Origin of the sequence: Pseudomonas sp. SWRI50 (genome assembly GCF_014269095.1) — a bacterium.
Lineage (GTDB): Bacteria > Pseudomonadota > Gammaproteobacteria > Pseudomonadales > Pseudomonadaceae > Aquipseudomonas > Aquipseudomonas kermanshahensis.
This window is the reverse complement of the sequence record NZ_JABWRW010000006.1, coordinates 128,086-149,541: the sequence shown is the minus strand read 5'-3', so window position 1 is coordinate 149,541 and position 21,456 is coordinate 128,086. Positions and strand designations below refer to the sequence as shown.

At 64.6% G+C, this 21,456-nt stretch carries 18 protein-coding genes and 1 riboswitch; of the genes, 6 read left to right on the top strand and 12 right to left on the bottom strand.

Annotated features, from left to right (window positions below):
- The first annotated feature begins 111 nt into the window (after positions 1-111).
- From HU750_RS09135 to HU750_RS09125, 3 genes are all read left to right on the top strand, one after another.
- A complete protein-coding gene (locus HU750_RS09135; RefSeq protein WP_514132419.1) occupies positions 112-1,347 on the top strand; it encodes a TolC family protein in 1,236 nt (411 codons plus the stop codon).
- A 158-nt stretch (positions 1,348-1,505) separates the two neighbouring features.
- Positions 1,506-2,705: an efflux RND transporter periplasmic adaptor subunit gene (locus tag HU750_RS09130; protein ID WP_186678783.1), complete on the top strand. Its 1,200-nt coding sequence runs from the start codon at positions 1,506-1,508 to the stop codon at positions 2,703-2,705.
- Positions 2,706-2,721: 16 nt separating this feature from the next.
- Entirely contained in the window at positions 2,722-5,868 is a 3,147-nt protein-coding gene (locus HU750_RS09125) for a CusA/CzcA family heavy metal efflux RND transporter (protein WP_186678782.1), read from the top strand.
- A 33-nt stretch (positions 5,869-5,901) separates the two neighbouring features.
- Here the strand turns inward: HU750_RS09125 and HU750_RS09120 are convergent, their stop codons facing one another.
- From HU750_RS09120 to HU750_RS09095, 6 genes are all read right to left on the bottom strand, one after another.
- Entirely contained in the window at positions 5,902-7,239 is a 1,338-nt protein-coding gene (locus HU750_RS09120) for an MFS transporter (RefSeq protein ID WP_099453534.1), read from the bottom strand.
- A 191-nt stretch (positions 7,240-7,430) separates the two neighbouring features.
- Positions 7,431-9,581 (bottom strand): TonB-dependent receptor, encoded by a 2,151-nt coding sequence (locus tag HU750_RS09115; protein WP_186678780.1) that lies wholly within the window; start codon positions 9,579-9,581, stop codon positions 7,431-7,433.
- Positions 9,582-9,647: 66 nt separating this feature from the next.
- Complete coding sequence (locus tag HU750_RS09110) at positions 9,648-10,055, bottom strand: DUF2946 family protein (RefSeq protein WP_186678778.1); 408 nt, start codon at positions 10,053-10,055, stop codon at positions 9,648-9,650.
- A gap of 81 nt (positions 10,056-10,136) precedes the next feature.
- The gene (locus tag HU750_RS09105; protein ID WP_085273261.1) at positions 10,137-10,913 is read right to left on the bottom strand and encodes a ParA family protein; all 777 of its coding nucleotides are present in this window, start codon (positions 10,911-10,913) and stop codon (positions 10,137-10,139) included.
- A 128-nt stretch (positions 10,914-11,041) separates the two neighbouring features.
- A complete protein-coding gene (locus HU750_RS09100; protein ID WP_085273262.1) occupies positions 11,042-12,625 on the bottom strand; it encodes a sensor domain-containing diguanylate cyclase in 1,584 nt (527 codons plus the stop codon).
- Positions 12,626-12,712: 87 nt separating this feature from the next.
- The gene (locus HU750_RS09095) at positions 12,713-13,192 is read right to left on the bottom strand and encodes a DUF2059 domain-containing protein (RefSeq protein ID WP_027593842.1); all 480 of its coding nucleotides are present in this window, start codon (positions 13,190-13,192) and stop codon (positions 12,713-12,715) included.
- Between the two features lie 128 nt (positions 13,193-13,320).
- On the opposite strand from HU750_RS09095, the gene HU750_RS09090 reads away from it, so the two are divergent.
- Both HU750_RS09090 and HU750_RS09085 read left to right on the top strand, forming a co-directional pair.
- Complete coding sequence (locus tag HU750_RS09090; RefSeq protein WP_186678776.1) at positions 13,321-13,818, top strand: GNAT family N-acetyltransferase; 498 nt, start codon at positions 13,321-13,323, stop codon at positions 13,816-13,818.
- Positions 13,819-13,959: 141 nt separating this feature from the next.
- Positions 13,960-14,274 carry a hypothetical protein gene (locus HU750_RS09085; RefSeq protein WP_225935665.1) on the top strand — a complete coding sequence of 105 codons (315 nt, stop codon included), beginning with the start codon at positions 13,960-13,962 and terminating at the stop codon, positions 14,272-14,274.
- A gap of 65 nt (positions 14,275-14,339) precedes the next feature.
- On the opposite strand, the gene HU750_RS09080 is transcribed toward HU750_RS09085, so the two are convergent.
- The 6 genes from HU750_RS09080 to HU750_RS09055 all read right to left on the bottom strand — a co-directional run bounded on the left by HU750_RS09080 (position 14,340) and on the right by HU750_RS09055 (position 20,458).
- Complete coding sequence (locus HU750_RS09080; protein ID WP_186678771.1) at positions 14,340-15,677, bottom strand: OprD family porin; 1,338 nt, start codon at positions 15,675-15,677, stop codon at positions 14,340-14,342.
- Positions 15,674-16,108 (bottom strand): pseudoazurin, encoded by a 435-nt coding sequence (locus HU750_RS09075; RefSeq protein WP_186678769.1) that lies wholly within the window; start codon positions 16,106-16,108, stop codon positions 15,674-15,676. The genes HU750_RS09080 and HU750_RS09075 overlap by 4 nt, the downstream gene beginning before the upstream one ends.
- 17 nt (positions 16,109-16,125) lie before the next feature.
- The gene (locus HU750_RS09070; RefSeq protein WP_420876204.1) at positions 16,126-16,905 is read right to left on the bottom strand and encodes an ABC transporter ATP-binding protein; all 780 of its coding nucleotides are present in this window, start codon (positions 16,903-16,905) and stop codon (positions 16,126-16,128) included.
- A 5-nt stretch (positions 16,906-16,910) separates the two neighbouring features.
- Positions 16,911-17,927 (bottom strand): FecCD family ABC transporter permease, encoded by a 1,017-nt coding sequence (locus HU750_RS09065; RefSeq protein ID WP_099453544.1) that lies wholly within the window; start codon positions 17,925-17,927, stop codon positions 16,911-16,913.
- Positions 17,927-18,937 carry an ABC transporter substrate-binding protein gene (locus HU750_RS09060; protein WP_186678766.1) on the bottom strand — a complete coding sequence of 337 codons (1,011 nt, stop codon included), beginning with the start codon at positions 18,935-18,937 and terminating at the stop codon, positions 17,927-17,929. The genes HU750_RS09065 and HU750_RS09060 overlap by 1 nt, the downstream gene beginning before the upstream one ends.
- A 127-nt stretch (positions 18,938-19,064) precedes the next feature.
- Positions 19,065-19,263: riboswitch (cobalamin riboswitch) on the bottom strand.
- A gap of 28 nt (positions 19,264-19,291) precedes the next feature.
- Positions 19,292-20,458, bottom strand: coding sequence for an acetyltransferase domain-containing protein (locus HU750_RS09055; RefSeq protein ID WP_186678765.1), 1,167 nt, complete (start codon positions 20,456-20,458; stop codon positions 19,292-19,294).
- A gap of 202 nt (positions 20,459-20,660) precedes the next feature.
- Between HU750_RS09055 and HU750_RS09050 the strand changes: the two genes are divergently transcribed.
- Complete coding sequence (locus HU750_RS09050; RefSeq protein ID WP_099453547.1) at positions 20,661-21,407, top strand: outer membrane beta-barrel protein; 747 nt, start codon at positions 20,661-20,663, stop codon at positions 21,405-21,407.
- Positions 21,408-21,456 lie beyond the last annotated feature (49 nt).

Sequence of the window (21,456 nt, the reverse complement as noted above, 5' to 3'; positions counted from 1 at the left end):
GCGCCAGTGCCGCCCCCCGCTGATTACAGCATTGTAATGTTCACGCCACCGCCCCGATAAGCACGCCGCCCTACAGTCCCTCGCCAACGCTCGCCGACGAGGACCTGTTTCGTGCCCTGCCCCCGTGCCATCCCCCGCAAGATCGCCTTGCTTTGCCTGATACTGGCTGCCACTGCCAGTGCCCAGGCCAGTGGCAGCCTGAGCCTGCCCGAAGCGCTTAGCGCTGCCTTTGCGCAAAACCCGGAACTTGCTGCCGCGGGCCGTGAAATCGGCATTGCCGAAGGCGAGCGGCGCCAAGCGGGGTTGATACCTAACCCGGAGTTGTCCTGGGAAGTCGAGGACACCCGCCGCGAGACGCGCACCATCACGGTCACCCTGAGCCAGCCACTGGAGCTGGGCGGCAAGCGGGGAGCGCGCATCGCCGTGGCCGGTGCCGGCCAGACCATCGCCCAGCTTGACTTGGAACGCCAGCGCAATGGCTTGCGCGCCGATGTGGTGCAGGCCTTCCACGCGGCCCTGCGTGCGCAAACGGCGCTGGAGCTGGCGCAACAGTCCCAGGCACTGACGGAGCGCGGGCTGCGGGTGGTACAGGGCCGCGTCACGGCCGGCCAGTCTTCGCCGGTAGAGGCCACGCGGGCCCAGGTGCAACTGGCCCAGGCGCAGGCGCAAGTACGCCGCGCCGCCTCACAGCGCAGTGTGGCTTATCAGGCCTTGGCGCGGTTGACGGGCAGCCCGGTGGCACGCTTCGACCGCCTGCTGGCCACTGATTTGTCGCCGGGTGCCCCGCCTGCGGCCGAGGCCTTGCTGGCCAGGGTCGAACAGACCGCCGAGTGGCGCTTGGCGGCGGCGCAGGTCGAGCGCGGCGAAGCGTCGTTGGGCTCTGAAAAGGCTCAGCGCATACCCGACCTCACCGTCAGCCTCGGCAGCCAATACAGCCGTGAGGACCGCGAGCGAGTCAACGTGGTCGGGCTGTCGATGCCGCTGCCGTTGTTCGACCGTAACCAAGGCAACGTGCTGGTGGCTGCGCGACGTGCCGACCAGGCCCGTGACCTGCGCAATGCCGTTGAGTTGCGCTTGCGCAGCGAGACCCGCAGTGCCCTCAGCCAATGGGCCACGGCCATGCAGGAAGTGCAGGCCTACAACCGCACCATCCTGCCCTCGGCGCAGCAAGCGGTAGACACCGCCACCCGTGGCTTCGAGATGGGCAAGTTCGCGTTTCTCGATGTGCTCGATGCCCAGCGCACGCTGATCGAGGCGCGGGGCTTGTACCTGCAAGCCTTGGCCTCGGCGACTGATGCGCGGGCCCAGGTCGAGCGCCTGTATGGCGACCTTGAGGGCGGCTTGTGATTCAGGGGCCGCTGCGCGGCTATCGCCGGCATGCCAGCTCCCACAAATGAAGCGCCACATTGATGCACGGTGCCGTCCCTGTGGGAGCTGGCTTGCCGGCGATGGGTCGCGCAGCGGGCCCATTGGCTTGAGCAAAAACACGAATAGCAGGAGCAACAATGGATAACCCACGCAAGATCGCCCTCCTGGCGGTCGCTCTGGCCGTGCTTGGCCTCGGTGGCCTGGCCTGGACCGGCAACCTCGGCCAGGCCTCGAGCGACGAAGCCCCGCACGACGCGCATGGCGAAGACGGCCACGGCCACGATGATGAGCAGGCCGAAGAAGGCCACGCCGACGAGGAAGGCAAATTGCACCTTTCCAGCGCCCAGATCGAGGCGGCTGGCGTGCAGTTGGTAGCGGCCGGCCCCCGCGAGCTGGGCACCGCCATCAGCTACCCGGGTGAAATCCGTTTCGATGAGGACCGCACGGCGCATGTCGTGCCGCGTGTACCGGGCGTGGTCGAGTCGGTGCAGGCCGACCTCGGGCAGGCGGTAAAGCGCGGCCAGGTGCTGGCGGTAATCGCCAGCCAGCAGATTTCTGACCTGCGCAGCGAACAACAGGCAGCCCAGCGCCGCCTGGAACTGGCGCGTCTGACCTTCCAACGCGAACAGCAGCTGTGGCAGGAACGCATCAGCGCCGAACAGGATTACCAGCAGGCTCGCCAAATGTTGCAGGAGGCCGAGATCGCGCTGGCCAATGCTCGGCAAAAGGTCGCGGCAGTCGGCCCCGCCGGCGCCGGCAATCGCTATGAGTTACGCGCACCCTTCGATGCGGTGGTGGTGGAAAAACACATGAGCGTGGGGGAGGTGGTCGACGCCTCCAGCAACGCCTTCACACTGTCCGACCTGAGCCGGGTCTGGGCCACCTTCGCTGTCGCCCCACGCGACTTGAACCGTGTCGTCACCGGGCGCAGCGTCACGGTCAGTGCGCCGGACCTGGGTGCCGAGGTCGAGGGAACGGTCAATTACGTCGGCAGCCTGCTGGGTGAACAAAACCGCGCCGCCACCGTGCGCGCCACCTTGGCCAACCCCAACGGAGCCTGGCGCCCTGGGCTGTTCGTGAACATTGCGGTCAGCGTCGAGCGGTCGACCGCCGCCGTGGTGGTACCGGAAAGCGCGTTGCAGACCTGGGAGGAGCAGACCGTGGTGTTCGTGCGTACCGAGCAAGGCTTCGAGGCACGCCCGGTGACGACAGGGCGCCGCGACGCCGGCCAGGTAGAAGTGGTCGCCGGGCTGGATGCAGGCATTCAGGTCGCTGCCGCTGGCAGCTTTGTCCTCAAGTCGGAGCTTGGCAAAGGCTCCGCCGAGCACAGCCATTGAAACCGGGGACGACGCCATGTTCGAACGCCTGATCCAATTCGCCATCGAGCAGCGCCTGGTGGTGATGCTTGCTGTGCTGCTGATGGCTGCGGTGGGTATCCACAGCTTCCAGAAACTGCCCATCGATGCCGTGCCGGACATCACCAACGTCCAGGTGCAAATCAACACCGCCGCACCCGGTTACTCGCCATTGGAGACCGAGCAGCGCATCACCTTCGCCATCGAAACGGCCATGGCCGGCCTGCCAGGCCTCAAGCAGACCCGTTCGCTGTCCCGCTCTGGCTTGTCCCAGGTCACGGTGATTTTCGATGACGGCACCGACCTGTTCTTCGCCCGTCAATTGGTCAACGAGCGCCTGCAGGTGGCCCGTGAACAGTTGCCCGACGGCATCGAGGCGGGCATGGGGCCGATTTCCACAGGGCTGGGCGAGATCTTCTTGTGGACCGTCGAGGCCGAGGAGGGCGCGCTCAAGGAGGACGGTACGCCCTACACCCAGACCGACCTGCGGGTGATCCAGGACTGGATCATCAAGCCGCAGTTGCGCAATGTGCCGGGGGTGGCCGAGGTCAACAGCATTGGCGGCCATGCCAAGCAGTACTTGATCGCACCGGAGCCCAAGCGCCTGGCGGCCTACAAGCTCACCCTCAATGATTTGATCGCGGCACTGGAGCGCAACAACGCCAACGTGGGGGCCGGCTACATCGAGCGCAATGGCGAGCAGTTGCTGATCCGCGCACCGGGCCAGTTGGACTCCGCCGAGGACATCGCCAACATCGTCATCGCCAGCGTCGACGGCACGCCGATACGCGTCAGCCATGTCGCCCAGGTTGGCCTGGGCCAAGAGCTGCGCTCTGGGGCTGCGACTGAGAATGGCCGTGAGGTAGTGCTGGGCACGGTGTTCATGCTGATCGGCGAGAACAGCCGCGCGGTCTCCCAGGCGGTGGCGGCCAAGCTGGTCGAGATCAACCGCAACCTGCCCAAGGGCGTAGTCGCGGTGACGGTGTATGACCGTACCAACCTGGTCGAAAAAGCCATCGCCACGGTGAAGAAAAACCTGATCGAAGGCGCGATCCTGGTCATCGCCGTGTTGTTCCTGTTCCTGGGCAACATCCGCGCTGCGGTCATTACCGCCATGGTCATCCCGTTGTCCATGCTGTTTACCTTCACCGGCATGTTCGGCAACAAGGTCAGTGCCAACCTCATGAGCCTCGGCGCGCTGGACTTCGGCATTATTGTCGATGGCGCGGTGGTGATCGTCGAGAACGCCATTCGCCGCCTGGCTCACGCCCAGCAGCGCCATGGCCGCATGCTGACCCGCGGCGAGCGCTTCCATGAAGTGTTTGCCGCCGCCCGTGAAGCACGGCGCCCGCTGATCTACGGGCAGTTGATCATCATGGTGGTGTACCTGCCGATCTTTGCCCTGACCGGGGTCGAGGGCAAGATGTTCCACCCCATGGCCTTCACCGTCGTGATCGCCCTGCTGGGCGCCATGATCCTCTCGGTGACCTTCGTGCCGGCGGCGCTGGCGCTGTTCGTGACCGGCAAGGTCAAGGAAGAAGAAGGCTTGGTCATGCGCACCGCGCGCCAGCGCTATGCGCCGGTGCTGGGCTGGGTGTTGGGCCGGCGCAAGCTGGCGTTCGCCGGGGCGGCAGCGCTGGTGGTGTTGTCCGGGGTGATGGCCAGCCGCATGGGCAGCGAGTTCATCCCCAGCCTCAGCGAGGGCGACTTTGCCCTGCAGGCGCTGCGCGTGCCAGGCACCAGCCTATCGCAGTCGGTAGACATGCAGCAGCGCCTGGAGCGGGCGATCATTGCCCAGGTGCCGGAAGTGGAGCGCGTGTTCGCCCGCACCGGTACTGCCGAAATCGCCTCGGACCCGATGCCGCCGAACATCTCTGACGCCTACGTGATGCTGCGTCCGCCCGCGCAATGGGCCGACCCGAGCAAGCCACGTGAGGCGCTGATTGCCGAAGTGCAGCGCGCCGCGGCCAGTGTGCCGGGCAGCAATTACGAGCTGTCGCAACCAATCCAGTTGCGCTTCAACGAACTGATTTCGGGTGTGCGCAGTGATGTGGCGGTCAAAGTGTTTGGGGACGACATGGACGTGCTCAACCAGACCGCTGCGCAAATCGCCAGCAGCCTACAGCGTGTGCCGGGCGCCTCGGAGGTCAAGGTCGAGCAGACCACAGGCCTGCCGGTGCTGACCATTGATATCGACCGCGACAAGGCTGCCCGCCATGGCCTCAATGTCGGCGACGTGCAAGACGCCATCGCCATTGCTGTGGGGGGGCGTACGGCAGGCACGCTGTATGAGGGCGACCGACGTTTCGACATGGTGGTGCGCCTGCCCGAGACTGTGCGTACCGATGTCGACGCGCTTTCCAGCCTGCTGATACCGGTACCGGCGAGCAGTGCAGCCGGCGCTGCCCAGATCGGTTTCATCCCGCTGTCGCAGGTCGCGACATTGAACCTGCAACTGGGGCCTAACCAAGTCAGCCGTGAGGATGGCAAGCGCGTGGTGGTGGTCAGTGCCAACGTGCGTGGCCGCGACCTTGGCTCGTTCGTGCAGCAGGCCGAGCAGGCCCTGATCGAGCAGGTGCAGATACCGCCCGGTTACTGGACGCGCTGGGGCGGCCAGTTCGAGCAGTTGCAGTCGGCCGCCGAGCGTCTGCAGGTGGTAGTGCCGGTGGCCTTGCTGTTGGTGCTGGCCTTGCTGCTGATGATGTTCAACAACCTCAAGGATGGCTTGCTGGTGTTCACCGGTATTCCGTTTGCCTTGACCGGTGGGGTACTGGCGCTGTGGTTGCGGGATATTCCATTGTCTATTTCCGCAGGGGTGGGCTTTATCGCCTTGTCGGGGGTGGCGGTGCTCAATGGCCTGGTGATGATTGCCTTTATCCGCAGCCTGCGCGAGGAAGGGCGCACGTTGCGGGTGGCGGTCGAGGAGGGTGCATTGACGCGCTTGCGGCCAGTGCTGATGACCGCGTTGGTGGCCTCGCTGGGGTTCATCCCGATGGCATTGGCGACCGGCACCGGGGCCGAAGTGCAACGGCCGCTGGCGACTGTGGTGATTGGCGGGATCCTGTCGTCCACGGCGTTGACGTTGCTGGTGTTGCCGGCGCTGTACCAATGGGCGTATCGGCGCGAAGAGGGGGAAGAAGGCTGATAATGCCGGGGCCGCACAGCGGCCCCAAAAATCTCAAACGCTGCTCCGTACCCCAGGCCGCACGCTATCGACGCCGGCCTCATCATGCAACGAAATGCGCGACGTCTCCGGCAATGCCAACCCTCCGACCAGCGCCACCAGCGCAATCACCACCAGGTAAAACGCCGGTGCCAGGCTGCTACCCGTCTGCCCAATCAACCAGGTCGCCACCAACGGCGCAGTGCCGCCGAACAGCGTATAGGCCACGTTGTAGGTAATCGCCGACGCGGTATAGCGGGTCCGTGTCGGGAAGCTTTCCGACAGCAATGCCGCAGTCACCACGCCGCTGCACAGCGCGCCCACGGCCAGCAGAATCACCCCCAGCAGCGCCCCGGACAGTGAGCCGGAACTGGCCAGCCAATACGCCGGGAACACACAGACCATCACCCACAGGCAGGTGAAACCAATGGTCTTGCGCCGCCCCACCCGGTCAGAAAACGCCCCGGCCAGCGGGCAGCCGACGGCAGCGAACAACAACGCCACTGTGGTTACCAGCAGCGATTGCGCACGGGTGAGGTTGCCGACCAGTTGCAGGTAGGTGGCAAAGTAGGTGGTGAACATATAGAACGACAGCGCCGTCAGCGAGATGAACGCCCCTAGGTTGCGGATGGCCCGGCCATGGTTGCGCAGGGTCTCCTTGAGCGGCGAGTGCTCGTGTTCTTTGCCTTGGGCCACAGCTTCGCGGAACGCCGGGGTTTCTTCCATGCGCCAGCGCAGGTACAGGCCAACCAGGCCCAACGGGGCGGCGATCAGGAAAGGCACGCGCCAGCCCCAGGCGTTCATCGCCTCGGCCGTCAGGTTCGCTTCCAGGCCGTAGGCGATCACCGCCGCGCAGGCAAAGGCTGAAAAGGTCGAGACCGGCACGAAGCTGCCGTAGAACGCGCGCTTGTCGTTGGGCGCATGCTCCATCAGGTAGGCGCAGGCGCCGGCGTACTCGCCACCCGCCGAGAAGCCTTGCAGGCAACGGGCCAGGGTCAACAGCACGGGTGCCGCCAGGCCAATGCTGGCATAGGTCGGCAGCAAGCCGATCAAGGTGGTGGAGCCGGCCATCAGCAGGATGGTCAGCGACAGGATGCGCTTGCGCCCCAGGCGGTCACCCAGTGCGCCGAACACGATACCGCCGAGCGGGCGCAGGGCAAATGCCACGGCAAACACGGCGAAGGTCTTGAGCAAAGCCACGCTGGCATCTTCACTGGCGAAGAACTGGCTGGCAATCAGCGTGGCGAGAAAGCCATAGACGGCAAAGTCGAACCACTCGACGAAGTTGCCGATGGCAGAGGCGGCGATCACCCGGCGCAGGGTGGCGGGGGATACCTCATGAGGTGCGGACATGTGGGAGCTCTCCGGTTTCCATTGGCAGCCTGAATGAACGTGACGCGGTCGGGCCGCGTCATCATTGTTGTGCTTGCCAGTAGATCGGTGAGCGCCTGCGGGGGCTTCGTCGAGGGCGACACTGGGATGCCTGTTTCAACCAGGCGAGTACAGCCCTGCTGCGGCATACCCCTTGCAGCAGGGCTGACACCTCAGAAGCGCATGTCCAGCGCCACCTCGAAGGTGCGCGGAGCTCCCATGTAGTACTGGGAGCTGTAGGCCTGCTTGGCATACACCTCGTCGGTCAGGTTGCGCACTCGCCCGGTCACCGTGGTGTGCTCATCCAGCCGGTAGCGGGCGAAGGCACCGAACAGCGTGTAGGCCCGTGCCTTGAGGGTGTTGGCATTGTCGGCATACACCGAGCCCACGTAGCGCCCATCGACCCCCGCCGACCACGCGGACGTGAAGCTGTAGGTCAACCAAAGGTTAGCGACGCTGGCCGGTACGTTGACCGGTGTATTGCCCTTGCGTGACACCGATACCCCGTTGACCGCTTCGTTGAACGTGTCGTACTGCGCGTCGACGTAGGCGTAGTTGGCCTCGGCCAGCAGTTTCGGCGTGACCTGCAGCCGCCCGGACAGCTCGACGCCGCGCGAGGTCTGCTGCCCGGCCTGCACCGTCTGGTTGGCATCGTTGGAATCACGCACGGCAAAGTCCTTGCGCACGATCTGGTACAGCGCCAGCGTGGCGGCGCCGCGGCCGTCGAGGAAGTCGAACTTGCTGCCGACCTCCCATTGCTCGCCCTTGGACAGGTCGAACAGGCCGACGTTGGAGTAGGTCGCCGCCGCCAGTGAACCGGCTGGCAGATCGGCCGAGCTGCTGTACTGCGCGTACACACTGGCACTGGGCGTCAGCGCGTAGGTCAGGCCGATGCGCCCGGAAAGCGGCTCCCAGCGGCGCTCGAAAAACGCCGGCGAGGTGGGCGAGACCGTTCCGTAGTTGGTCACTTGCATGTCCAGGTAGTCATAGCGCAGGGCAGTCAGCAAGGCCAGACGATCGGTCAGTTGCAGGCGGTTTTCGGCAAACACCGCGCGGTTGGTGACTTCGTGGCGACGCTGCTTGGTCAAGCCGGCATTCACCCCAGGGATGTCATCGAAGCTGCCAGGGTCGAAATGGTCGGGGTCGACGACGTCGCTCCAGCTGCCCGACGTCGGGTAAAGGGTCTGGCGCATGCGCGAGTATTCCAGCCCTAGCGACCATTGGCTGGCGAAGCCGAACAGGGTGTTGTCATGTCGCAACTCGATGCGATCGCCCAACAGGTTCTGGTCGTGGCTTTGCAGGTACGGGCTGCTGCGCTGCACCTGGCCATTGGCGGTGTAGCTGTAGCGCTCGACGTTGCGGTAGTCGCGCTGGGCGTTGTAGTGGTACAGCGTGTTCTGCACGCTGGTGTTGTCGCTGAGCTGGTAGTCGAGGATCGAACGCAGCCAGCGTACCCGCTGCTCGTAGCGGCCGTCCGCGACGTTGTAGTTTTCGAAGCGGCGGCTTTTGTCGATCTTCATCGTGCTGCGGCCCGGCAGGATCGGCGAACCCCAGTACGGGCTGTCTTCGCGGTCTTCCTGGTACTCCAGCGCCAGGGTGTGGGTGAGGTTGGGCGCCAGGTCGCTGAGTACCGAAAACGCCAGGCTGTCGGTGTTGCGCTGGTTACGGTCGATGTAGCCGTTGCCCTGGCCCCGGCTGAAGTCCAGGCGCATGAAGTGGCGGGCGTCGGCGGGGTTGCTGGCCAGCGCCTGATTGATGCCGAAGGCCACTTCTGAGTCGTCGAAACTGCCGTAGCGCAGGCGGCCGTCGATGATCTGCTGATCGCGGCTGGCAAGCTTGGTGATGTAGTTGATCGAGCCGCCCACGGCGCCTGCGCCATGCAGGAAAGAGGACGGCCCGCCGATCAGTTCGACCCGGTCGAGTACCCAGGCATCCACTGGCCGTGTGGCACTGCTATAGCCCAGGTTGATGCCGTTGTAGAGCTGGGTGACCTGGTTCTGGGTGAAGCCCCGGTAGGCGACGAAGCCGCCATAACCGGGGTTGGCCGAGGCGTTGACGCCGGTCATGGCGTTGATCACGTCCTGGCTGTCCTTGGCGCCGTGCGCCTCGATCAGGCGGCGGTCCGAGACACTGACCGACGCCGGGGTTTCCCGTGCGGTGAGGCCCAGGCGCGAACCGGTTTGGATCGACTCGTCCAGTTGCACACCGGAGGGGGCGTCGCGTTCGCCATCGATGGTGGTGGCGTTGAGTTCAACCGGGGCAGTGTCTGCCCAGGCGAAGGTGCAAGTGCCCATGAGGAGCACCAGGGAGGTCTTGCGGATCATGTTGTCGTGTCTTCCACGCAAAAGTCATGGCTGACCGCGAGCGCGCACAGGCGCACCCGCTTGAGGTCAGGCGAACAGAAGGGCTGCGGGAAGCGCGGCGGGGGAGGCGCGGGGGTTGAGGGCAGGGCGCAAGTAGCGCGGCGGCGGTTGTGCCCAGCTGCGCACGACAATGGGCGAGGTGGCCCCGGACTGAGGCGGCAGGAACGCCCAGCCGGTGTGGGCAAGCGGCACTGCCAGGCCGAACGAGGAGCACACGGGGCAGTCGAGCTGAGCCATGTGCTGGTCGCCACCGGCGTTGTCCAGGTTGATGGCCGGGGCGTGGTCACTGCTGATCGAACAGAAACCACCCTCGAGGCCCGCCAGGCGCAAGCCACTCATCTGGCCGTGATGCAGGCCGCACAGCAATAGGCTGAACAGGACGCTGGCATAAAGCGTCCAGGCGGTCAGCGTGCGGGTCTGCCGGGTGGTTTTCATGGCGGCGAATCTATCACCCGAATGCGTGATCGGGTAGCCCTGGTGACGCAAAATGCTGGGGTGCAAAGCAGCCCGCTTGGCTCAGGCTGCGCGCTCCAGCACGTCCAGCAGGTCGGCAAACTCCAACGCCAGCTTGTGCCGCGGCGCCATGTGCACCAGCGGCACCGACGCCTGGTGTGATTCGCGCATCTTGATCGAGCTGCTCAGGTACACCGGCAGCACCGGAACCCCTTCACCGCGCAACTGATCGACCAGTGTCTGGTGCAGTGCCGTGCGCCCGGCGAACTGGTTGACGACCACGCCCTCCACCTGCAGCGCTGGGTTGTGGTCCTGGCGCAGCTCCTCCACTTCGGCCATGACGCTGTGCAGCGCATGGCGCGAGAAGCTGTCGCAGTCGAACGGGATCAACAGGCGTTCGGCGGCCACCAGGGCGCTGAAGGTGTAGAAGTTCAGGGCCGGCGGCGTGTCGATGTAGATCCGCTCGTAGTCTTCGGCCAATTCCACCAGCAGCTTGCGCAGCTTGTTGATCTTGAACTTGCTCTCCAGCTTGCTTTGCAGGTCGCTGAGGTCGGGGCTGGCGGTGATCAGGTGCAGGTTGCTGTAGCGGGTTTCGGTAATCGCCACACGGGGCTTCTTGCCGTGCGCGGTGACGGATGACAAGGTCTGGCGGAAGAAGTCGGCAATGCCCGAGGGGATGGCGTCATTGACCAGGCCGGTCAGGTAGTAGGTGGCATTGGCCTGTGGGTCGAGGTCGACGAGCAAGGTCCGATAGCCTTCAGCGGCACTGGCGGCAGCCAGGTTGCAGGCGATGCTCGACTTGCCGACGCCACCTTTCTGATTGAAAACCACACGACGCATGAGACGCTCATCCATGAAGAGTGAAAATGTCAGGTTGGGGTCAATCCTATGACTGAAACACGACAGTTTTATGACAAGGCTTGTAACAACTTTTGCGAAGGGCCTGGCAGTGAAGGTTTGCGCGGGTCTCAGGGCTGAACTCGCGCGACACACACACGATTGCGCCCATTCTGTTTGGCCGCGTACAGCGCCCGGTCCGCCTCGCTCAATGCATCGCCAGGCTCGCTGCCTGCGCCGCCCGGCCAATGCGCCACCCCCAGCGAGATCGTCACCGCGCCCACGGGTTCCACCGGCGTATCCTGCACCGTTACCCGCAGCCGTTCTGCCACTGCTGCCGCAACCGCCAGGCTTGCCCCCGGCAGCAGCATGAGAAACTCCTCGCCGCCGGTGCGGCAAAGCAGGTCGCCCTCTCGGCAACAGCGGCGCATCAGCTCGGCCAGCCGCTGCAGTACCTGATCGCCCACCTCATGCCCATGGCCGTCGTTTACCCGTTTGAAGTGGTCGATATCGAGCACGATGGCCGAAAAAGCCCGCCCTTCGGCCTCCAACAACGACAGGCTGAATTCCAGGTTGCGGCGGTTGCCCAGCCCGGTCAGTGGGTCGGTCTGGGCATCGCGGTTAAGCCGGCCGATGCGCTCTTGCAGCAGGTTGAGCCCGAACAGCAGCGCACGCTTGAGCTCAGCCGCCTCGAAGTACCAGGCCGGCACCCGATGCAGGCGCTCGGCGGTGCCTGAGCGGTCCATCGACCTGGCCCCGGCCGCCAATTGCCAGAGTGGCCGAGCGATGGTCATCGCCAGCCACCACAGCACCAGGCTGCCCACCAGCGCCAGCGGCGCCGAGGTGCCGATAACGTTGAGCACAAGGTGGCTCAAGGGCGCCACGGTCTGCGCCAGCGGTTGCTGCGCCACTACACCCCAGCCAGCGCTCGGCACCGTGGCAAACCCTGCCAGCATTTCCACGCCCTGGCTGTTGGTCAGCTGGCGGGTGCCGCTGTCCAGGGTCGCCAGTTGATCGATCAGCGGGTTGCCTTCCACCACCGTGCCCACTCGCTGGTTGTCCGGGTGATAGAGCAGGCGGCGGTTGCGGTCGACCACATAGAGGTACGAGCCGTCCTTGTAGAAGTGCTCGCCCAGCAGGCTGTTGAGGATGTTGCGCTCGCGCAGGTACAGGCTGCCACCGACGTAGCCCAGGTAACGCCCATTGGTATCGAAGATCGGCTGCGACAGTGCCACCACCAGGTTGTTGGCGGCGGACAGGTAGGGCGTCGACACCAGCGCCTTGCGCCCTTGCAAGGCCTCCTGAACCCCGGGCGACTGCACCTTGGTATTGAGGTAGTGGCGCAATGAGGCAGGGGAGATTGCCCGCAGGATCCCGTCGGCATCGACTACGAACGTCGAGTTGAAGGCCAGGCCCTGGTGCAGCACGCGGTCGGTCTCCGCCTGCAGCGCGGCGGCATCAGCCAACTGGTGGGCTTGTACGCCGGCACTGAACGACAACTGCTGCAAGGCACTGGCGATGAAGGTCTCGGTGATCGACGCCAGCTTCGCCGCGTACACCCGGTTGGCCTCCAGGGCGTGGTCGATCAGCAACTGACGCTGAACCCGGTAGCTGGCGAAATAACTGGCGCACAGCATCAGCAGCGCGGTGAGGGCGCAGAGAATCAGAATGAGCGAGCGTAAATCCAGGCGCAATCCGTGCTTGGGGTGTGGCAATCCTGACCTCACTGGTACGAAAAGGGAGTAACCCTGCTGCTTGTAGGTGTAGTGCGTTATTGTCGCCGCGGCGGTGTGTTACGTCGATCAGGAACCTGCTTTTTCCAGTTCAGCCAGCTCATCTTCGACCTGCTGCATGCGCTGCTCGGCCAATGCCTGCACCTGGGTGTCGCGGGCGGTTTCGCGCATCAGCGCGGTCAGTTTTTCGCTCAGGCGCTTGCCGGCCTCTGTCTCTTCAAGTGCGCGGGCCTTGGCCGGGTCCTGCATGGCGTCGACGATGCTGGCGAATTCAGCGTCGCTGAAATTCTTTTCGCTGTAGAGCTTGAACAAGTCCTGGCGCTGGTCTTCGACCGTCAGGTGTTTGCGCAGCACCTCACGGATGCGCGCCTCGGGCACCTGCGGGTGGGCTGGCGCCAGCAACGACGCCATACGGTCGATGTTGTGCTCATAGGCGTCCTGCAGCGGCAGCTTGGCTAGGATCTGCGCTTCGCGGGAGGGTTGCTGGTCGCAGGCGGCGAGGGCGGTGATCAGTAGCAGGGGCAGTAGCAACGTCTGGAGGCGGGGCATGGGGTGGCCTGGTTGGGCGGTCTAGGCCTGCGATTATACCGGGGTCTTGATCGCGATGAGCCCAGAATTTGCCAGGGGCGGCGCGCTGGGGTAGAACCTTTGCCCTCGACTCATTGCCTGTAGCCCACATGCCGAATTGGATCATCCAACCCGTCCCGCGTGACGCCATCGACGAGGTGGTCGTTTTTGTCGACAGCGCCCGCCGCGAACTTTTCCCGCAGCTTGCCGACGCACCGTTGCCCCCTGACTTGGCTCGCTTCGCCGAGACATACCTGGACGGCGAAGGCGTGTTTCTCGAAGCCCGCGATCAGGGCCGTTTGGTGGCCGTGATCGGCTATGTGCCCTATGACCATCGCTTCGCACAACTCGACTATCAGCGGGTGTGCGTTGTCGAGGTAGTGCGCTTGTTCGTGTTGCCCGCCTATCGACGCCATGGCCTCGCCGCCGCCTTGTTCGCCGCCTTGCGCGGTGCGGCTGAACAGGCGGGTGTCGAATGCCTGTACCTGCACACCCACCCGTTCCTGCCGGGCGCGATTGCCTTCTGGGAGCGCCAGGGGTTCGTGGTGATCGATGTGGAGCAGGACCCCGTCTGGCAGACCACCCATATGCAGCTGACGCTGGCATGACGTCGCCGTAATCGGTCAGAAACCCCCTACAGCTGTTGTTGTGAAGTGTTCAACGCGTTCATTTCCATAACGTACCTGCTTGCTTACCGTCTCCCTCAAGGCTTACCCAACGCCCCCAAGGGAGACTCACCGATGCCACACATGGCCCTGTACAAGCTCAAACTGCTGGACGAATTCGAAGACCGCAGAGACCCGTGGTCGTTCGGCCACTTCGAAAACAGGCTGATGGATTTGTGGCGGGGTGCCACGCGCCACGACGCCAAGGGCATCATCAATGCAGCGCACAAGGAAGGGCGTTGGCCCAATACGGTGAAGCGCTACCTGCTGACCAACTACAAGGCTTTCGGCAATGTCAGCGCTGAATTGGACCAGACGTTTATGGAAGTGCTTGCTGCGATGACCTCGCAGGAAAAAGCCGAATGGGGGCTGCAGCCGCCATCCGCGGCAGCGTCTTGAACCGGGGGGCTGCTGCGCAGCCCGTCACCGGCACGTTGGAGCGAAGCCTGGTCTCTGAACGATGATCAGAACCCGCCGCCCAGCGGCCACTCGACTGCCAGGCGGATCTGGTCACCATCCAGTTCCGCCTGCGCCGTGTTCCCCCGGTGCGCGTTATGCCGTACCGAGAACGTGGTGCCCTTGGCCTTGCCACTCTGCACCACATAGCGCGCTTCCAGGTCGCGCTCCCAGTGCTTGCCACCCTTGCCATACCCCAGGTACGCGTAGCCGCCGGTGGGGTCGACATGCGTGCCATCGATATCGAACCCGCGCACGTACAGCGCCGTCAGGTTCAACCCGGGCACACCGTAGGCGCCCATGTTCAGGTCATAGCGCGCCTGCCATGACTTCTCGTTCGGTGCGTTGAAGTCCGACATCTGCACAGCGTTGGCGATATAGATCGCGCCCCGCGTCACATAGTCGAACGGTGTATTGCCGTCTACCTGCTGCCAGCCCAGGCTGAACCCGTGCGGCCCCTGGTTGTAACGCGACACGAGGCTCCAGGTGGTGTTGTCGATGCGCCCGGACAGCGCCTTGCCGGTGTCGGTGGTGCGGTACAGGTTGAGGTCCAGGCTCAAGCTGCGCCGGTCATCCAGTGCGTGGGTCAGGGTGCTGCCCAGGTAGTGCTGGTTCCAGCTGTCCTCGTAGCGCGAGGTATACAGGCTGCCGCTGAAGGCTGCGCCGGGGTTCCAGGCCACGCCGGCCAGATCGAAGGCATTGCCCTGGCGGCCATTGGAATAGTTCACCACGAACCCTTGATCGTGGCTTGAAGCGTTGCGATCCGCGTTTTCATTGAAGTGGCCGGCTACCAGCCGAAGCGTGTCGATCTCGTTGCTGGTGAGGAAAAACCCCGTCGCGGTCTCGGGCAGCAAGCGGCTGTCGGACGAACTGAATACCGGGGTTTTCACCCGCTGCTCGCCGTAGGACAGCACCGTGTTCGACACCCGCATCTTCAAGGCTGCGCCTGCTCGGCTGTATTCGTTTTTCGGGTGCCCGTCGTTGTCGATGCCCAGCAAGCGCGCCTTGCCGGCACGGCCACCGCCGCTGTCGAGCTGTACGCCCAGATAAGCGTGGGCATCGACACCGACGCCGATCAGGCCTTGGGTAAAGCCAGACTGCAAGGTGCCCATCAAACCGTAGGCCCATTCTTCAGCTTTGCCGCTACGTTCGTCGCGCGGCTTGTAGGCATTGCGCGCACTGCTGTTGCGCCCGCCATGCTTGTAGTCGCGCTGGTCGAACACGCTGCGGTTGAGGATGCTCCAGCTGGCGTCTTCTACCAAACCGTTGCTCTGGGACTGAGCGGAGTCAGCCAATGCGAGCGGGGAAAGCCCGAGCAGAGGCAGGGCCAGCAACAGCCGGCTCATTGCCCGGCCCCCAGCTTCTGCAGTTGCGCTTCGAAGCGGGTTTTCGCCCGTGCAGGCAGGCTGGCAGGCACTGTGGCCGGCGCCGCGTCACCCACCTGGATCACCATCACCATGCCCATCGCCAGGTGCGGAATGCACTGGATACCGTACATGCCGGGTACGTTGAAGGTGTGCTCGTAGGGCTGGTTGAGCTTGCTCTTGAACGCCTCAGCGCCCTGCGGCAGCAACCCCGGCACACTGGCTGCGTTGTGCCCACTCATGGTCGGCACAAAGCGCACGGTATCGCCGGGTGCGATGCGCAAGTGGTCCGGCTCGTAGACCATCGCGCCCTGCGTACCGCGGTTGAGCATCTTCACTTCATGCACGTCTGCCAGCGCGGCAGGGGCAAACAGGGTGCTGGCGAGCAGCAGGGCGACAGGGCGCAACAGCATGGTGGGAACTTCCTGGTTCAGGGGGCGCGAAAACGCAGAATGCGTGCGCCGTCGAAGGGGTCGGTAAGGTAGTGGGCGTGTACGCCGAAGGTGCTTAGCAGGCGCTCTGGGGTGAGGACGTCGAGCGGCTTGCCGAGGGCGACCAGGCAGCCTTTGTCGAGCACCGCGAGGCGGTCGCAGGTCAGCGCCTGGTTGAGATCATGCAGGGCCACCAGCGTGGTAACCGGCAGCCCCTGCACCTGTTGCAACAGGCTCAGCTGGTGCTGGATGTCCAGGTGGTTGGTCGGCTCGTCGAGCAACAGCACCTGGGGGCGTTGCGCCAGGGCGCGGGCAATGTGCACGCGTTGGCGTTCGCCACCTGAAAGCGAATGCCAAAGCCGCTTGCGCAGGTGCAGGGCATCCAGGTCGGCCAAGGCCTGTTCGACGATGGCGCGGTCTGCTTTGCTGAACGGCGCCAGGGCCGACAGCCAGGGCGTGCGGCCCAGGGCAACGGCGTCGAACACGCTGATGGCGTCAGCGGTATCCGCTTGCTGCTCGACCAGCGCCAGAGCCTGGGCAATGCGCCGGCGTGGCAGTTGCGTGAGCGGCTCGCCCAGCAGCTCGACACAGCCACTGTCAGGCTTGCGCAGGCCCGCCAGCAGTTTGAGCAAAGTCGACTTGCCCGAGCCGTTAGGGCCGACGATGCCCAGCGTTTCGCCGGGGATAACGGTTAGCTCGATGTGGCGTAGTACAGGGTTGCCGCCCAACTGCAGCCCTAAGCCCTGGCAGGCCAGGGGGGCAATCTTCACGTTGGCCATGACGGTCATGGGCGCCCCCTTCTGCTGACCAGAATCAGCGCGAACACTGGCGCGCCGATCAGCGCGGTCACCACGCCCACCGGGATCACCTGGCCTGGGATCAGCGTGCGCGACAAGATATCGGCGCTGATCAGGAACAGCGCGCCGCCCAGCGCACTGGCCGGCAGCAGGCGGCTATGCCCGGGCCCCAGCAGCAGGCGCAGGGCGTGGGGGATGACCAGCCCGACAAAACCGATGGCGCCGACGATGGACACCATCACCGCCGTCACCAGCGCGGCACAACTGATCAGCAACAACTGGGTGCGCCGCACCGGGATCCCCAGCGACGCGGCCGAGTCGGCGCCGAAGGTAAAGGCATCCAGCGCGCGGCGATGCCACAGGCACACCACCAGCCCGAACAGTGCCACGGGCAGGGCCAGCCACACGGACGGCCAGCGCACGCCACTGAGGTTGCCCAGCAGCCAGAACAGAATGCCGCGCGCCTGCTCGGCGGTGGCCGACTTGGTGATGAGGAACGCGGTCAGCGCAGTGAACAGTTGCGAGCCAGCGATGCCGGCGAGTATCACCTGGGCGTTGTTGCTGCTCGGCCCAGCGGCGCGTGCCAGCACCAGCACCAGCGCAAACGCCGCCAACGCGCCGATGAAGGCACCCCCGGACATGCTCAGGGCGACGCTGCCCAGCCCCAGCAGGCCGACCAGCACCGCGCCGGTCGAGGCACCGGCCGACAACCCCAACAGGTAGGGCTCGGCCAGCGGGTTGCGCAGCAGCGCCTGCAGGATCACGCCACACGTGGCCAGCCCGGCGCCACAGGCGGCGGCGACCAGCGTGCGGGTCAGGCGGTAGTTCCAGACGATACCGGCATCGATGGGGTCGACCGGGTAACCGGCCTGCCACAGGTGATTGGCCAGCACCTGGTAGACCACGTTCGGCGCCAGGTTGCTCTCGCCGATCGCGGTGCCGGCCACCAGCGCGACACACAGGGCTGCCAGGGCCAGGGCGCTGTAGGGCAACAAGCGGCTCATCACTGGGCTGCTTTACCGCTGGCGAACGCCGTCGACAGCGTCTGCAGGCCGCGGAACAGGCGGATGCCGGCCTGCATCGCATCGGCGTCGAGGACGATGATGCGGTCGTTCTTCACCGCGTCCATGTTGCGGGTAACCGGGTCGTTGCGCAGGAATTCGAGTTTTTTCTGGTAGTCGTCTGCCGGGAAGCGGCGGCGGTCCATGCGGGCGATGATCAACCAGGTCGGGTTGGCCTTGGCCAGGGTTTCCCAGCCCACGGTCGGCCATTCTTCGGTGGACTCGACCACATTGCGCACCCCCAGCGTACGCAGCATGAAGTCAGCCACCCCTTGGCGGCCGGCGACGTAGGGGTCGATATCCAAGTCGGCGCTAGAGAACCAGAACAGTGCCGAGGTGTTCGACAAATCCTTGCCAGCCAACTGTGCCTTGGCGCTGTCCAGGCGGCCCTTGAGGTCGGCGTTCAACGCGGCGCCGCGGTCTTGCACATCGAAGATTTCGGCCAGCTGGTTGACGCTCTTGTAGATGCTCTCGACCTGGAACGCCTGCAGGCGGGTGCCGTCGGCGCCCACCAGGTTGTCCTTGCCTTCGCAGTCCGACGGCAGCAAGTAGGTCGGGATCTTCAGCTCGTCGAACTGCTCGCGGGTGCCGACCACCCCTTGAGCGCCGACCATCCATTCAAACTGTACGGCCACCAGTTGCGGACGCTTGCCGACCACCGCCTCGAAACTGGGGTCGTTGTCGGCCAGGCGCTCGACCTTGTCGTTCAGCGCCTTGTACTCGGGCAGTACGTTGTTGAACCACAGCGAGGTGCCGGCGAGTTTGTCGCCCAGCCCCAGTGCGTAGAGCATCTCGGTGCCGGCTTGGCCAATGGTCACTGCACGCTCGGGCGCGTGGCCGAAGGTCTGCGGCATGCCGCAGTTGTCGACCGTGAGCGGGTAGTGGGTGGCGGCAGCCTGGGCCAGGCTGGTGAGGCCGAGGCCGGCAATCAAAGCGGCAAGACGATGCAGCATGAGGGGACGATCTCCTATCGAAGGGTTCACGGAATGAACGCACGGACAGGCATCGCCGAGCCCCGTGCACACGGCAGGGGGCAGCACCCAGAAAAGGGTGGAGATGGCCATCCCGGACACCCCGCCGGTTGGTGTTTTTGCGCCGGCAGGTCTCCTGACTGGTGCGTCATGGCCCAGCTCCAGCCTTCCCGGACAATGTTATCCAGTGGCATCGATGGAGCAGGCTCGGCACCTACAGTTGCGGGGGCAGTTCCGTTTGGCCCGCGTTAGCGGGCTTGGGATTCCCTATTAATTCCGTGGTGGAAACCGGCGGCCGGCATGGTAGACCATCAGGCAGCCGGGTGAAAACGCTTTTCAGAAGTACTTGAGCCAGGTGATATCACGCCGACGCGCCTTCAGCCGGGCGAAGCTACGTACCGGCAGGTACAGCGACACGGCGAGCAAGGCAGCGCCCAGCCACACGGCGCCGATGCCGTCGAAGCCAAAGTAATCCCCCTGGTTGTGGCCGAACAGCGCGACGCAGGCCAGGTAAAGCAGCTTCAGCACATACAGGTGCAGCAGGTAGAAAAACATCGGTGCTGCGCCGTAAACCGCCAGGGCGTTGATCCAGCGGGCCTGGCCGGCACGCTCGAAGGCGCGCAACAGCAGCAGGCCACAGCCCAGGGTGAGGGCCAGGAACAGCAAGGACGGCGGATACTTGGTGATGTTGAAGAAGCTCATCAGCGTTTGCGTCAACGTCGGGTACCCGCTCCAGGGTGCCTCGCCGTAGCCGTTGAGCATGCGCAGCACGACAAAACCAAGCAGTGCGATCACCCCGGCCAGCAGCAGGCGGTGCTGGCGTTGGCCTGCGTCGCTGCCACGGGCGAACCAGGGGCCAAGGCCGTAGCCCAAGGCGATGACGCCTATCCAGGGCAGCACGGGGTACGACGTGCGCAGGCGCAGGTGGTCGGAGAATGCCAGCCAGCCACGGTCGTGCAGGATTGCCCACGGCACGTGCAGGGCCGACTCAGCGCCGAAGTGCAGGCTGTCGAGCAGGTTGTGCCCGGCGACGATGATTGCACCCAGGGCGATCAGCGCTGCCCGTGGCAACCACACCAGCAGCGACAGGGCGATCATGCTCACGCCGATGGCCCAGATCACTTGCAGGTAGATCACGCTGGGGGGTAGTTGGAAGGTCCAGGCGAAGTTGACCAGGGTGAACTCCAGTGCCACGAGGAACAGCCCACGTTTGAACAGAAAGGCCGAGACATCGCTACGGCCCTGGTACTTCTCGCCATACAGCCAGGCCGAAAGGCCAGTCAACAGGACAAACACCGGCGCGCACAGGTGGGCCAGGGTACGGCTGAAGAACAATGACGGGTCGGTGACGTCGATGGCCATCGGGTCGCTGACCTGGCGGTGCAGAAAGAAGGTCTCGCGGACGTGGTCCAGGAGCATGAACAGGATGACCAGGCCGCGCAGGGCATCGATGCTCTGCAGGCGCTGGGTAAGCAGGGTGGGGGTGGCGCTGGCGCTAGTCATGGAAGGTCGCTGGTAGGAATGGGCGTCAAATGAAACGTTATCTTATAACTTAAATTGGGTGGCCAGCAACGGGGATTTGGAGGGGTGTATGGCGCTGCATAGCCCAAGGCATTCGCTCTCAATGAATTTTTTCGAACTTTCTCCAAAGCGTGTCTCTCGAACCGCTCGTTATCACTGTTTTCACGTCATGGAGACTTCACGCATGTCCGCTCGTCACCTGTTGCGTCACACTTGCCTGCTCGCCTTGATCGCTTCGCCTTTAGCCGCCACCGCCGCGCCCAGTACCGACCCGCTGTTCACCCTCGGCCTGCTGGGTGCCTATAACGACTTCAAATTCGAAGGCGGCAGCGAAACCGACAAGGAACACTTGGGGCAGGGCGGTGTATTCGCCACCTTCGGCAACAAGATGACCGCCGAATCCGGCTTCATCTACCAGATCGGTGCCGAGGCCAAGTACGGCAAGAAGAATGACAACAAACTCAAGGAAGCCCAGGCCGATCTCGACCTCGGCTGGCGTGCGGCGCTGGACGCGCGCAACTTTGTCGATGTGACCGTGGGCGGCGGCTACAGCTGGTCGCGCTTCGAGCCCGAGATCAACGACCTGGACACTAAACTCACGGTCAAGTCGCCCTTCGCCAAGGCGGCCTTGGGTTACAACCACCAGTTCGATGCGTCGACCCTGCGCGTGGAGGTGGGCGCGCGCCACACCCTCGATGGCCGTGCGCGCCTGAAGGTGGATGATTTCGGCAGTGACACCGTGGACCTGAAGGACCGCACCAACCCCTATGCCGAGGTCACCTTGCTGATGAACCAGCAGGGCGGCATGCCGGTACAGGCGGGGGTGTACTACACGCGCACCGAGTACAAGCTGGATGGCGATTCGCCCGTGGCGGACAACACCAAACTCAAGCGTGATGAGTTTGGCTTCAAGGTCGGCTTGGCGTTCTAAGCAGCGATTTGCCAACACCGCGGTTTGTGTAGGTGCAGCCTTGCGCTGC